Below are 14,571 nucleotides of genomic sequence, written 5' to 3'. Positions count from 1 at the left end.
TTGAAGCCAAGACTGCTGAGAAAAATGCCAAAGCAAGACCTTGCCCCCACCCTTCAATTCTCTTTTTAGAAGTATTACGGTAACCATCGTCACTATTCATTACCGCTGTCCCAGTTGATACATCACAAACTCTTCCTTGATCATCTACTCTACCGAGTAGACCGTATAATGCAAATATACAGCTAACTGAAACACCCGATACTCTAATAGTGTTAGATAGATTTTGGAACTTTATTTTCTTGTTTTTTATTTATCATCTCAAACGCACGAAGAGCAGGCATCATAATAGCGACAGAAAACAAACTCATACCGAGGATTGGAATTAACGCTTGGAATTGGAAAACAAAACTAGACACAACAAGGATTCCTACTAACATAAAAATGGTAGGTAGTGGGTTTAAGATCATCACAAAAAATGCGTTTTTTACTACGTGAAATAGTTTGATATCATAATAGATTAGCGCAGGGAAAACATAAAACATTGCCATGATGTATACAAAAAAGAAAGCAATTAGTGGAATCGTTAATAGATTTAAAATTGCATTAGTGGATGAATTAAAGACTAGTATATCAATGTATAAAATTAATCCTATGATCAGCAGTAGGTATCCTAGTAAATTACTTCTAATAAACTGCTTTTTATAAGTAAACCAAAATGTTTTAAATATTGGTACATCGGTTCTCTTTGTTAGCCAATTGTGAGTGACAGAAAAGGTAGCAGCAATAGCCGGGAATACTCCAAAGATCCCTAAGCCAAGTATGCAAAAAATCACCCATAAAACATTTAAGTAAACTAAATTTGTAAACCATTCTAACACTTTATTCACTGCTGCCAAATTTTCCACCTCTCAAGTCTTAATCATTGATAACAATTTTAATAGCTTTAAGAGGTAATTAGTAATAAAAGTACATGCTCTAATTACCTCTCTATTTTTCCTTAGTCATTATCCTTTTAGTCCACTTGTACTAATTCCATCAACTACGTACTTCTGGAAAATAAAGAATATGACGAATACCGGTATTAATGTAACAATCGACATTGCGAACATTGCACCCCAGTTTGATACGGTTTCATTACTTAAAAACATGTTTAACGCCAGCGAAACCGTGTACTTACTTGGACTATTCAGGTAGAGTAAAGGCCCTAGTAAATTATCCCAAGTCCAATAGAATGTGAAGATCGCTGATGTAGCCAGCGCTGGAGTGATTAACGGTAGGATGATACGATAATAAATTTGAAACGTATTACAACCGTCAATAGTTGCTGCTTCATCCAATTCTCTTGGAATTGTACGAATAAACTGTACTAGTAAAAATATAAAGAATGGATGCCCGAAATATGCTGGTACTACTAACGGCTTTAGGGAGTTTAGCCATCCTAGGTGTGAGAAAATAATGTATTGTGGGACCATGATAACCTCACCAGGTAGTAGTAAAGTAAAAATCATTACCACAAACCAAAACTTTCGTCCTATAAATTTCAATCTAGCAAAACCATATGCAATTAAGGAAGAGGATATTAAAGTACCAATTACCACTAAAATCACAAAAACTAGCGTATTTTTAATAAACACTCCAAAACTATGTCCCCCGAAGCCTTTCCAGCCTTGTGCATAGTTACTAAAAATAAATGGATCTGGAATTAATGAATCTGCGGTGATAAATATTTGTTCACTTACTTTAAAAGAACTCATTAATAACCAAATTACTGGATATAACAATAGAATTGCAAAACCACCAACTAACAAATGATAAATCAACCACTTAGGGTTAAACCGTAATCTACTAACTTTTTTCAATTGTCTTTCATAGTTATGAGGAACTTCTTCTCCAATTTTCATTGTTATTTCCCTCCTTCTGATTCGTAATGAACCCAATATCTAGAGCTTACGAAAATTACTGAAGTTAGGATCCCGATAATAACCAACATTACCCATGCCATTGCAGAGGCATAACCCATATTAAAGAATTCAAACGCTTGTTTAAACAAATACAAAGAGTAAAGTAGTGTCCCATCTAATGGACCACCAGTACCTTTTGATACGACATACGCAGGAACAAATGTCATAAAGGCAGCGATCATCTGCATAATTAAGTTAAATAAAATTACAGGACTCAACATTGGTAAAGTAATAGATGTGAACTTCTGAAAGAAATTAGCTCCATCTACACTTGCAGCTTCATAATAGCTTTTCGGAATAGATTTCAAACCGGCTAGGAAAATAAGCATGGATGAGCCAAACTGCCAAACAGATAATGAGATTAACATGCCAAGTGCAGCTGTTGGATTTCCAAACCAACGAACTGGGTCAAGTCCAATGAATTGTAGTGCTAGGTTAACAATACCGCCATCACCAAAAATGTTACGCCACATGATCCCGACTGCAACACTTCCACCAATAAGTGAGGGTAAATAGTACATTGTCCGATAAAGTCCTACAGCTTTTGAAGCAGTATTTAGTAACATTGCTACTAGTAACGCAAAGCCTAAACGAAAAGGGAGACCACCAATCACGTATAAAAAAGTTATTTTTAAAGAATGTAAATATCTAGCATCATCAGTAAACATTTTGATATAGTTATCTATGCCAATCCATACAGGTGGAGAAAATAGATTGTATTTAGTAAAAGAAAAATATAAGGAAGAAATCATCGGTATTATTGTAAACGCTAGAAAACCTAGGACAAAAGGTGCGATGAAGAAGTATCCCCATAAGTTTTCTCGAAGACGTGTACTCATTAACTCATCTCCAATCTATTGTAAAGTGATGATAGCTGACCTTTTCGATCAGCTATCATCACTTTTACATTTATGTTAGTTTAATATACTTTCTGCCTGACTTCTAAAAGTTTTCCCTGCTTCTTCCGGTGTAATCTGACCATATTTCATTTGCTCTGCAAGACCATCAAGTAATTCAATAATCTGACCAGCATTGGCAGGATCTAATGCACCTAAATCAGAACTATTTTGTTCTGCCCAGCCAATATACTCAAAGATTTGTGCCTGTTCTTCAGAAACTACTGATAGTAATGCATCTTTTACAACTGAAGATCCTGGCACTCCACGATCACCTTTAATAATTTTATTGGCTTCTATATCATTTACCCAGAAGCTAATAAACTTGGCCGCGGCTTCTTTATGTTTTGAATTTTCAGACACAGAGAAATACATACTAGGCTTTAAGAACAATCCTTCTTTTGCATTTGGTCCTGGCATTGGGTGCATTTTAAATGGTTTCCCAGCTATTTGTTGTAAGTTAACGAATTGGTTCGACCATTGCCAAATACCAATTCCCTCTTCTTTTACGACTGGATCATCTTCTAGTCCACTTAGCTGTGCTAAATAGTCTGGAGTTGGCGTAGCTTTTTTCAGGACTTGATTCGTGTCCATTGTAAAGAAATCTACAAATAATTGATCATCGTCATACCCTAACTTACCATCTGCTCCATATAAAGATTTTCCTTGTGTTCGTAGATAATAGTTAAAAAATACATCTGCTTTCATTCCAGTATCAAAGAAAATACCTGCGTCTGCAGCTTTTTGTGACAATTCAACATAGTCATCCCATGTCCAGTCTGTAGGTAGGGAATCAACACCTATCTTTTCTAGTAATTCAGGGTTATAATGGAACCCAATTGCATTTACTCCTAAGTTAAAACCGTAAAGTTTAGAATTAATTTTACCACCAGACAGAATTGTATCAGCGATATTTGTAACATCAATTTCATTACCTATAAATGGTGTCAAATCTGCTAATTGACCATTTTCTGCATATTGGCTTATTCGCGAAAGGTCCATTTGGACGATGTCAGGTAATTGATTAGCAGCAGCCTGTGGCGCTAATCTTTGCCAATAATCATCCCAACTTGCATATTCAGGCTCGATTTTTATATTAGAATTTTGATCCTCAAACATTTTAATAACTTCGAGCGTTAAATCATGTCTTGGTTGACTCCCCCACCAAGCTATTCGTAATGTAATCTCTTCTTCTTTTTCATTAGCTTTTTCCTGCGGTTTGTTATCAGTACCAGGTTCATTTTCACTAGTACTCGTGGATGTACCGCTGTTGCTACTACAAGCTGCTAACATAAAAATCAGAACAAGTCCAAGCAATAATACCATTACTTTTTTCATTTCTTATAACCCTCCTTTTAATTTGAAAACGATTACAAAATTAATATACCAAATCATTTACAAAGAGAATTAGTGAAAAAACAGAGATGAATGTTCAAAAAATAGTGATTATTTTGAAACTCAAGGTAATTTCATAATATCCGATGGTGTTACTCCTGTTACTTTCTTAAAGATCTGACTGAAATACTGTGGGTTATCACCAAACCCTAATTTTTCTGCCAACTCAAAGACTTTAATATTTCTTTCTTTTTGTATCATTTCTACCGCTTTTTCAATTCTTTTGTTCGTAACATAAGTTGAAAATTTTTGACCGGCTTCTTTTTTAAATAATTTCCCAAGATAGTCTGCATTCATATATAGTTTTTTAGATGCTATCCATTGTATAGATAGATCTGGATGTTCAATATTTTCCTCAACCATTTTTATTAAGTTTAAAACAACATCAGAATATCTTTTAGTTGCTTCATTTCTAATATGAGAATAGAAGTTTTTAAATATTTCTTCAAAAAACGGTAAAAAATCACGTAAAAGTTTTATATTATCAATCTTTACTATATCTTTTATTCGATCCTCACTACATAAATAAACATTTGCCTTAGCAATTGTTAAATATAAATGTGTAAAATATGATTTAACTAAATAAGGTGATATTTTTAACGTCTCTATTTTATTCATCATACTTCTTATTTCGTCGTTCGCCTCGTGAATGCAGCCACATTTTAACATTTGAATTAACTTTTCATAATCATATTTATAAAGCTCACTATCATCCGTACTATGCAATGGTACTTTGAAAGAAATAATATTTCCAATACCTAAGTAAAAACATTCATCCAGTTTTTTTAACATCTCAATATAAACAAGGGGAAGGTCTGTTATTTCACAAGTATTACTAATTACAGTTGTAATGGTAATGTGATAATCTGTGTACACTATATCCCTGAACTGAGTTATCAAACTACTTAATTTTTCTTGCTCATAATAATCTTTAATTAAAAGAAAAAGCAGATTTTTTTCGATAGTATAAGTAACAACGTTCTTAAATGTTTCGTAGAAAAACCTTTTAAGTGTTAACATGTTCTCTGAAGTTATATTACGTTCTAGACGAAATAATAGTAACCTCAGTTTTTGTTTATCATTGTGTAGTTTGAACACCTTACACATATGATTAACTCTCTCTTCTGCCAGTTCCATGTCATCAAGATTAAATAATTGTTTAAGCAGCTCTTCACTCTTCTCATTTGTGCGATGTCCTAACTCGTTTTCTACATTTTTCATATAGGTAGATTGTTCCTCGATTTGCTCTAGCTCCAAAACTACTTTTTTAAGTGCATGGGATATTGTATCTTCATTACATGGCTTAAGAAGATAATGCTTAACACCAAAACTCATGGCCTTTCTGGCATATTCAAATTCGCTAAACCCTGTTAAGAGAATCCACTTGATAGAAGGATATGTTTCCTTGCCCATTTCTATCAATTTTAGACCATCAAGACCCGGCATTGTTATATCGGTAATAACAATATGTGGCTGTTCTTCTGAAATAAATTCCAATGCTTCTATTCCGTTTCTTGCAGTTCCAACAAGCACGGTTCCTTGCTGTTCCCAATTAACTATGGAGGATATCCCCTCTAAAATTATTCTCTCATCATCCACTAGTAGCACTTTGTACATTTTGATCTCCCCTATTATTTGGTAATCGTATATGTATCTTTGTACCTATCTGTAATTGACTTTCTATTTGTATTCCGTATTGTTCTCCAAATAATATTTGAATCCTTTCATGAACATTCTTTAAGCCTATCCCATTTCCATTCGATTCATAGTCTCCTTTTCGAATCCCATTTACTAGTTCTTCTTTAATACCAGGCCCGTCATCTTCTATCGTAAGTACAATGTAATTATTCTCAACTTCACAATAAAGGGAGATATGAATTGTTCCGACAATTTGTTCCAAACCATACTTTATAGAATTGTCTACTAGTGGTTGTAAAATAAATTTAGGAACGGTACATGTGTAAATACTTTTAGGAATGTCGATATGAAAAGATAGTCTTTCTTCAAAACGGACCGATTGAATGGTTATATAACTTTCAACAATCCTTAATTCTTCCTCTAGAGTTATTAATGTTTCTTTCATATTAATTGAAGAACGTAAGATATATCCTAACGCTTCCGCCATTTTTGATATTTGGTGATGACCTTTCATTTTAGCAGCCCAATTGATCGATTCTAATGTGTTATATAAGAAATGGGGATTAACTTGAGCTTGCAAGGTTTTATACTCTGAATCTTTTATCAGGATAAGTTTTCGGTAATTTTCTTGCATGAGAAAATTAATTTGGTCCATCATTACTTTAAAGTTATAATGCATTTGACCTGTTTCATCATTTGGAAAAGTAAGATACTCATTATTGTCCGATTCCAAATCTCCTGTTTCAATCCTTTTCATTTTTTTATTTAAGCTTTCAATTGGGTTGGTAATACCACTAGCAAATCGCATAGCTAAAATCAAAATGATAACAAACATAAGACTATATGTAATTAAAACGGCGTTTCGAACTTTCGAGATAGCTTCAAACAGATTACTATAAGGAGTAACAATCATATATGTCCAATTCGTATGCTTAGCAGTGCTATATGTTATAAAAAATCGTTCATCTGAATTTTGTATTAATTTAAAACCTCTTGAATCGTTCCTTTTAATATTGATAATCCCCTCTGGAGTTTCATGGCTAAGCGGATAAAATAGATGATCTGAATCATCTAAAATTAATAGCTTCGATCCTTTTTCAGCTAAACGATTAGAAAACGAATTTGCAATTTCCTGCATATTAATTCGAACAATCATTGTTCCTAAATGCTCAAGAGGTAAAGCTAAGTGGGAATAGGAACGTACCTCTCTTCCAATGATTAAGGAAGGGTCGTCCTCATCTGGAAAAATCCATTGTACTCCCCCTTTTTTTATTTGAGTATCTTCTTTTACTTTTTGAATTCGCTCATCCGGTAAAACAACTATCTTATTGCCTGAAGCATATTCATTGTCATGAACATCGTACACTTGAACGGATGATACATATTTATTTAATGATCCAAGATCAGACAAGCGCTTCCTAACTTTCCTACCAACAATATATTGTTGGTAATCCGTCTCACTATTCTTTAACTGTGTTAAATATTGCTGTATTTCTTGATCGGTTGAAACGTTAAAGGAGAGTCTTTCTAGTTTCATAAGTTCATTTTCTATTGATGTGGAGGTAATACTTAATGATTGCGCAGATTGCCTGTAAATTTCTTCATTATATACTTGGAAAGCATATTGTAATATTGATATGCCCCCAACACTAAAAGCAAGGGTAATAAACGAGATTAATAGAAACAATTTATATTTAATTCTCAAATTAGAATAAAGTATCTTCAACACCTATCCATACCTCCTAAATTGAACTTACTTTATTACATTTCTTGTTTCTTCCTAAATTTCCGATCAAAAATTTATTCCATTAGATTGCTTTAAATTAACATAGGTAGAATTCTGATTTTTCAATTAAATTAATTTCATTTTAGCATAATTTTGTTGAGTCATTTATGGAGATATTAACTTCTAGTAAATTATATTTATTTAATTTTATCATAATTCCTTTTGGTTATTAATGTTAATATTAATTTTAAATGAAATTGTTATTTGGTTTGAAACGTAAGTCAATTGGGGCTTAGGTAAAAAAAGTCACCTATAAAAATGTGCAAACAACTTAACAACAATCAAAATATTAAATCTTTCACATTTCATAAACAAAGACTAGCAAAACCACTTTAGTGAAGGTTATGATTTCCTTGCCCAGCGTCCCCTTCGTTCCCAGGGACATTACTATCAAATACCCATTCTTGTGTTAACTTTCCATCTCTCCAGTTATTTGCTGCTAGTACAGTTCTAGTATAATAACCTCGAGCCATCACAAAGCTAGGACGTTCTCCAGCGAGGTAGGCTACTCCAGCCAAAAATCGGTCTACTCTGTTTCCATTACCATCTCCCCATGAGCTTACATTGCCTTTCGGAGCAACCCCTTTGCAAAAAAAATAACACGCAAACTTCCTATTCTTTTATACTTGAATTGTTGAAAAACAAGTCGAAAGAATAAGGTTGCGTGTTTTTTCATTGCCTTTTTGTTCTAGACACTAATTTTCCCATAGGCTTTAACTAAAGTGTTGTACTCATCCATCGTTATTGGCATAACCCCACCATGCCTGGCATTTACAGGTATGTCTAAATCCTCCTGACTTTTCGTAAATTTTGCTGTTTTTAAATCTGTTGTAAAGTATGGTACATATTTTTTTTCAACCGCGTAATGATCAAGTAATAAGCACCATTTTTCTTCATTTTTTAATTTAAAGCATGCAGGACCCTCAACACCAATTATTTTTTCGAGATTTGAATCCAATAACGTGAACTCTCCAAGTAACGTATTAGAAACCTCTACAGTAATACTTTTAACAGTCTCGTCTTTTGAAAAACGATAATATCTATCTCCATCCTCAATAATTGTTGTATCAATAATATGGTTCTCTCTATGAAGATAAATCTTAGGCTCGCTAAAAGCTTTAAAATCCTTGGTCTTCGAATAGTATATTCTATGTTTCTCAACCCCAAAGTCCTCTCTCGAAGCCCATAATACTAGAAAATCATCGGCTTCTTTATCATATATGGCTTCTGGAGCCCAAACGCAGCCTGCAGTTTCAGGACCTACCTTAACCAACCGTTGTTCTGACCAATTAACCAAATCAACAGATTCCCAAACCGCAATATGCTGACTTCCAGATCTTTGAACCTCTTCCCAATCCTTTCGATAATGCATTGATAAATCAGTACCTATAATATAAAACTTAGTTTCTTTTGGTGAACGAATAATAAATGGATCTCTTACTCCATACTCTCCTAGCATTGATATCAAGACAGGCTTCTTATCATTTAGCGTTTCCCATCTTAATCCATCCCTGCTTACTGAAAAGTAAACTTGCTCTAAGTCATCCCTGCTCTCATCTTCATAAATAAAATGTACAAATATATATGCTTCATTTTCTTTTTCATTTTTATCAGCCATATTAAGTTTATCTCCTTCCAAAGAGCTAGAATTTAATATCCCATTCCTAATGTTTATTAAATTCATTATCTTTCAGTGCTTACCCTAAAGGTATGAGATACTTCCTGCTATTCCTATTACAATAGCCTTGGCATTAAAGATCTTTAAATTGAATGACTCTATATTCAAAGTTTCCAACTTTAAGGTTTCCAGGCTCTACTTTACGATTTGATCCTAAATCAACCCCTGGTTGTGGCAGTGTCACACTCCCGCCTTTGCCGTCCATATTAATCACAAACCAAACGGAATATCCGTCTCCTTGCCTTGGAGCAACTATCGTACCATTCGTTACATCCGTCCTTAAGCATATATTCGCTTCTTGTGAATAATGATTTACTAGTTTCTGAAGAAGTACATCTCCAGTTTCACCTAATGGCATTGAACCAAGCATTACAATCTTCCCTTTCCCAAGAGGGTGCTCTGTGATAAAAGATTTCCCTACTGAAAGACCTTCCTCAATAACGCCAACAGCTGTCTCTTCTTTATACTCAAACACCGAGCTCCACAATCCTAATGGTGCAGAAATATCAAAAGCACGACCTACTGTACCGCTACCATCCATTGGATAAGTAAATAGCACTTCCACTCCTGCTACTTTCTCTAGTTCCCCTAGCGCTCGAGTAGTATGAACAGTATGCTCTTCGGTTCGGCCACCGGTTAATGGTCCAACGATCCAGATCCCGCCATTTTCCACAAACTGTTTTGCGCGATTGATATACTCTGAAGAAAGAGAGTGAATAAATGGTGTGAACAACATTTTATACCCTTCAAGGCTTGCCCCTTCTGGTATAAGATCACGATGGATTCCCATTGATAAGATCCGTTGATAAAACTCCGTTACTAAGCTGCGGTGGTTTAGTTTTCGATGTGGTTCTGTATTTAAAAATGCCTTGGACCGATCCGAATAGGTAATGGCCAATTCCGCTTGACTCGGTTTAGTCGCTAAAATAATCGGTTCAATTGCTTTTCTCATCTCTTCTACTTCTAGCACGTTTACATATCCCACTGTCGGTCTTCCCCACGCACTAATAACTGAGCTATGGGGCTGTTCACACCCTGCACGCTGCTGCCTCCAAAGCCAATAAGAAAATCCTTCTGCTCCTAATGCATAAGCTGCTGCTGCTTCGACTTTTAGATATCCGTTTGGATGAGGGGTTGCATAGCTTTCCAATGATGCTGCATACGAAGTACTCGTTTCCATTACCCAGAAAGCTTTCCCCTTTTTAAAATTTCTCCACAAATCACTATTAATCAAATACGCAGGGATGTTATCGATTGTTGCATATGTATCAAACGATGCAAAATCAAGGTTTTTATACAGTCTTTCGTTATCGACACTAAAGAAAACTGAACTATTATGAGTAATTGGTGCTTTAGAATATTTTCGAATGATTTCCGCTTGCTCATCAGAAAACTCAGCAATTTTCTCCATCGAAAATAGTTGATACATGGTGCTTAATGATGAGTTGTGTAAAAAAGGCGCTGGTCCTGGCTGCGGAACTTGCTCAAAGCTATGATAGTATTCACTCCAAATCTTTGTCCCCCAAGCATCATTTAGGTTTTCAATCGTTTTATAACGTTTTTCTAACCAATGATGCCATAACTCTTTACAGGTCTTACACATACACTCACTGACATGACATTTAAATTCATTATCAATCTGCCACCCGATAACTCCAGGCATACTCCCTACCGCTCTTGCTAAATTGTCTGTTATGAGTGTTGCTCTACCTCTAAAATAAGGGTGGTTGGTACAAGCATGCTGTCTTGAACCATGCCCCATTACCTTTCCTTCCCTATCTACATACATTCGCTCGGGATGTCCGTGTGTATACCAAATAGGAGGAGTTGGCGTAGGTGTACACATAACCGTTTCAATACCATTTTCATATAATTTTTTAATGATGTTTTTAAAGAAACTTAGCTCAAAACGGTCTTCTATAGGCTCCATTGTTGACCAAGCGAATTCGCCCATTCTGACAACATTAATGCCCGTTTGTTTCATAAGCCTAATGTCTTCTTCTATGACCCTTTCATCCCAAAGCTCGGGATAATAGGCGGCACCGTGATACAATTTTTTTATCAATCTTGTTTCCTCCTCTATTAATTATTCTTTAATAAACGTTACAATTGGTAACTGTAGTTCCTTAATTCCTTCGATGACTAATTTTCCTATCTCTTTTGCTCCATATTCACAGAAATGTGTATCATCCTCTATCCCTTCAGGATAATTAGGATGCTCATTCGGTAAAAACCTCGTGAATAACTGCTTTGACCCTTCTGGTCCTAATGATTGATAGAGTCTTGCTGTTTTTTCCCATAAATTAATAAGGGGGACTTCAAGGGTTTCACTTAACTGAATCATCGACGTTGGGTATTCTCCAAGGGTATTTACTAATTGTCCTTGATCATCAAAATTTCTTCGATGTACAGACGTTATCAGGATTGGAAAGGCACCTCGATCAAAAGCACCTTTCACATATTCTGTTAAAAATGATTGATACGTGGTAAAAGGATCAGTTCCAAAGGGTTTCTGATCGTTGTGCCCAAATTGAATAAAAAGGTAGTCGTTTGGTTGAATTGACTGAAAAATAGTTTCCAACCTACCTTCATTAATAAACGTGTTCGTACTAGCTCCGCCTTTTGCATGATTATGAACGATTACCTCACCCGTGAAAAAGGATTGAAAACCTTGCCCCCACCCTGCCATTGGTGCCTCTTGTGGGGGGCAATTGGCCACAGTTGAATCTCCAGCTAAATAAATATGAATCAATTTCTTTCCTTTTAAAATTTCATCCAATTAAAAAACCTCCTCTTTATATATCCTTGTAAATATCGATAAAACCAGGAACAATCATAAGGTAAAGAACCTGTGGAGGCACTAAACTTTCCACAGGTTTCTTGATTGATGTTTACACCGTTTATCCAAAATTAATACATCATTATATTATTCTTAAATTCGGTAATATAGATATTCTACTAATGCAAGAATCGCCATTGATTGTCCATAAGGCATCGCTGTAACAGGAATTTCCTTGTAAAAGTCTTTGGTTTCTCCCATTGCAGTTCCAGCAGAAACATGCTGCAACTCTCCATTATCATTGATATTTTCCAATACAGCATCAATAGCCTTTAATCCCATTACCATATATTCTTTATCTACATAACGCTTACGAACTGCTCTTAGGGTACCAAAGGCAAAACCTGCCGTACAAGAGGCTTCCACATAGGATGAAGGGTCTAGCAACAACGTATGCCATAAACCACGTTCATTTTGACAGGCTAACAATGCTTCTAATTGTCGTTCTAAAGTATCTATGAGGACTTGTCGAACAGGATCTTTCTCAGGAAGATCAACTAAGTCGAGGAACTCAGGAATTGCAATGGTTATCCAGGAATTACCTCTCCCCCACAAGGCTTCAGCAAAATTGTGATTTCCTTCAAATGTCCAACCATGGAACCATAATCCAGTTTTCTTATCAAACAAATATTTTATGTGGACTAAAAATTGTTTTTTAGCTTCTTCCACATACTCCGGTTTATTTAGTAATAAACCGATTTTTGTTAAAGGAAGAACACTCATCATTAGCGTGTCATCCCATAATTGCTGATTGTTTTCAGAACCGAAGACCACATGTTGAATCCCGCCATCCTTTGTTCGTGGCATATCATAATACAGCCAGTCTCCCCAAATTTCTAAATAAGGAAGATATGTAGGATTGCCCGTTTCTTCATACAAATAAGAAAGCGTTAACATTTGTACCATAGTGTTCACGTTCTTTTCGACTGGTGGTTCATTAAATTGGTCATCAAACCACTTAATAATAATCTTTAGGATTTCTTCTTTCTTGGTTAATTTATAATATTTCATCATTCCATAGAGACCAACCCCTGCTGTCCATTCCCAGTAGTTAAAGCTTTTATTATCAATTTTGCGGCCATCGGCCAGTGGGATTGCATATTTTCCATCTGGATCACTCAAGTTAATCAGGTTATCAATTAGGAGTTCGATCTTTTGTTCAATTTTTTGTCTATTCATTTGAATTGCCTCCTCTTATTTATCAAAGGATTTCTATCGAAGATATATCATTCATTTTATTATAACTAATGTATTTGGAGGCTTTAATGTAAAATTCAGTTATTATTAATTAAAAAACAGTGTTTCTTTCACTAATAACCTAACTATTAATTTTGATTGGAAGTCCTGTGTTTGCCGATTCCAAGGCTTGGCAAGTTATGGTTTGTGTTAAAAAAGCATCGTTATAGTCAGAGAGGATTTTTGATCGATCACCTGTTCGAACTGCATATAGAAATGCCTCACTCTCTTGTAGATAAGGATTACTCGAATTTAATTCTTCTACTTTTTTACCACTTGATTCAGTAATTGTTAACCTGTCAGGCTCCCATGTCATCACACCTTGATCAGTAAAAAAGGCCATGTTCATCTGCCATACTCCTTTTGGTAGTATACAAGTATTTGATATCGTAGCTACTACCCCACTTTTCAACTTCATCGTCACAGTGCCTACATCATGTACAGAAACCTCTTCATATAAATTTTGACAAACGCGATTTCCATAAGCTGCATATACTTCAACAACCTCACCTGCTACATAGCGAAGCAAATCAACAATATGGGTTGTTTGTTCAATGAATTGTCCACCAGAACATTCTTGCTTTCTCCACCAACCTACTTGTGGCATTTCGCCCATCCAATAACCTGAAATCATACCAAGCGATTGATTTTCTAGCTTTTGTTTTAATAGTTGAACAGATGGCTTGTAGCGAAAATGATAGCCTACCGAGGTAATTAGGGATTTTTTTTTGACTTCAGCCAGGATAGAATTAGGTATGGCTATGTCATTACCAATTGGCTTTTCTACTAAAAAAGGAATACCGTACTCAATTAACATTTTCTCTATCTCACCATGTACCAATGGTGGAACACAAATATACACTGCATCGATTTGTTCTTTATCTAGCATCTCATTTAAGTTTCCATATCCTTTTGCTCCACTAAAGCTAGATGCGAATTTCTCAGCTTTTTCTTTACTAGATCCACAAAATGCCTGTACATGAACATCGTCCATTTTTGATAATAAACTTGCATGCATTTTACTAAACCAACCCGTACCTACTACTCCAATCCGTAGTGCCATATTAGTTATACCTCATTTTGAACTGCCCCCTGTCAAGTAGACAGTGGAAATAATAAAAATGATTTAAGCGGCTTTAGCTCTAAATTCCATAGGGCTAAGGCCGTTTAATCTTTTTTGGTATCTTTCATGATTATAAAAA

The 14,571-nt window shown here is 35.1% G+C and carries 11 protein-coding genes and 1 pseudogene; all 12 read right to left on the bottom strand.

Annotation, left to right across the window (positions count from 1 at the left end; genetic code table 11):
• Nucleotides 1–212 precede the first annotated feature (212 nt).
• Nucleotides 213–827, bottom strand: a complete 615-nt coding sequence (locus ACK4M9_RS06185) for a YesL family protein (protein WP_409849167.1) — start codon at nt 825–827, stop codon at nt 213–215.
• A 117-nt stretch (nt 828–944) separates the two neighbouring features.
• On the bottom strand, nt 945–1,841 hold the full coding sequence (locus tag ACK4M9_RS06180; protein ID WP_409848737.1) for a carbohydrate ABC transporter permease: 897 nt from the start codon (nt 1,839–1,841) through the stop codon (nt 945–947).
• 2 nt (nt 1,842–1,843) lie between these two features.
• Nucleotides 1,844–2,740, bottom strand: coding sequence for a carbohydrate ABC transporter permease (locus ACK4M9_RS06175; protein WP_409848736.1), 897 nt, complete (start codon nt 2,738–2,740; stop codon nt 1,844–1,846).
• A 75-nt stretch (nt 2,741–2,815) separates the two neighbouring features.
• Nucleotides 2,816–4,135: an ABC transporter substrate-binding protein gene (locus ACK4M9_RS06170; protein ID WP_409848735.1), complete on the bottom strand. Its 1,320-nt coding sequence runs from the start codon at nt 4,133–4,135 to the stop codon at nt 2,816–2,818.
• A 120-nt stretch (nt 4,136–4,255) separates the two neighbouring features.
• Nucleotides 4,256–5,809 (bottom strand): response regulator transcription factor, encoded by a 1,554-nt coding sequence (locus tag ACK4M9_RS06165; protein WP_409848734.1) that lies wholly within the window; start codon nt 5,807–5,809, stop codon nt 4,256–4,258.
• Entirely contained in the window at nt 5,784–7,559 is a 1,776-nt protein-coding gene (locus ACK4M9_RS06160; protein WP_409848733.1) for a cache domain-containing sensor histidine kinase, read from the bottom strand. The genes ACK4M9_RS06165 and ACK4M9_RS06160 overlap by 26 nt, the downstream gene beginning before the upstream one ends.
• Before the next feature lie 395 nt (nt 7,560–7,954).
• Nucleotides 7,955–8,188 (bottom strand): annotated as a pseudogene (locus ACK4M9_RS06155) (rhamnogalacturonan lyase family protein); the annotation flags it as partial.
• A 116-nt stretch (nt 8,189–8,304) separates the two neighbouring features.
• The gene (locus ACK4M9_RS06150) at nt 8,305–9,234 is read right to left on the bottom strand and encodes a glycoside hydrolase family 43 protein (RefSeq protein ID WP_409848732.1); all 930 of its coding nucleotides are present in this window, start codon (nt 9,232–9,234) and stop codon (nt 8,305–8,307) included.
• 133 nt (nt 9,235–9,367) lie between these two features.
• On the bottom strand, nt 9,368–11,356 hold the full coding sequence (locus tag ACK4M9_RS06145; protein ID WP_409849165.1) for a beta-galactosidase: 1,989 nt from the start codon (nt 11,354–11,356) through the stop codon (nt 9,368–9,370).
• Nucleotides 11,357–11,380: 24 nt separating this feature from the next.
• On the bottom strand, nt 11,381–12,073 hold the full coding sequence (locus ACK4M9_RS06140) for a rhamnogalacturonan acetylesterase (RefSeq protein ID WP_409848731.1): 693 nt from the start codon (nt 12,071–12,073) through the stop codon (nt 11,381–11,383).
• Between the two features lie 153 nt (nt 12,074–12,226).
• Complete coding sequence (bglB, locus tag ACK4M9_RS06135) at nt 12,227–13,312, bottom strand: beta-galactosidase BglB (RefSeq protein ID WP_409848730.1); 1,086 nt, start codon at nt 13,310–13,312, stop codon at nt 12,227–12,229.
• A 139-nt stretch (nt 13,313–13,451) separates the two neighbouring features.
• Nucleotides 13,452–14,432, bottom strand: coding sequence for a Gfo/Idh/MocA family protein (locus ACK4M9_RS06130; RefSeq protein ID WP_409848729.1), 981 nt, complete (start codon nt 14,430–14,432; stop codon nt 13,452–13,454).
• Nucleotides 14,433–14,571 lie beyond the last annotated feature (139 nt).

Origin of the sequence: Anaerobacillus sp. (genome assembly GCF_046314235.1) — a bacterium.
GTDB lineage: Bacteria > Bacillota > Bacilli > Bacillales > Anaerobacillaceae > Anaerobacillus.
Note: the sequence above shows the minus strand (reverse complement) of the source record. Positions and strands in the feature narration are given on the sequence as shown.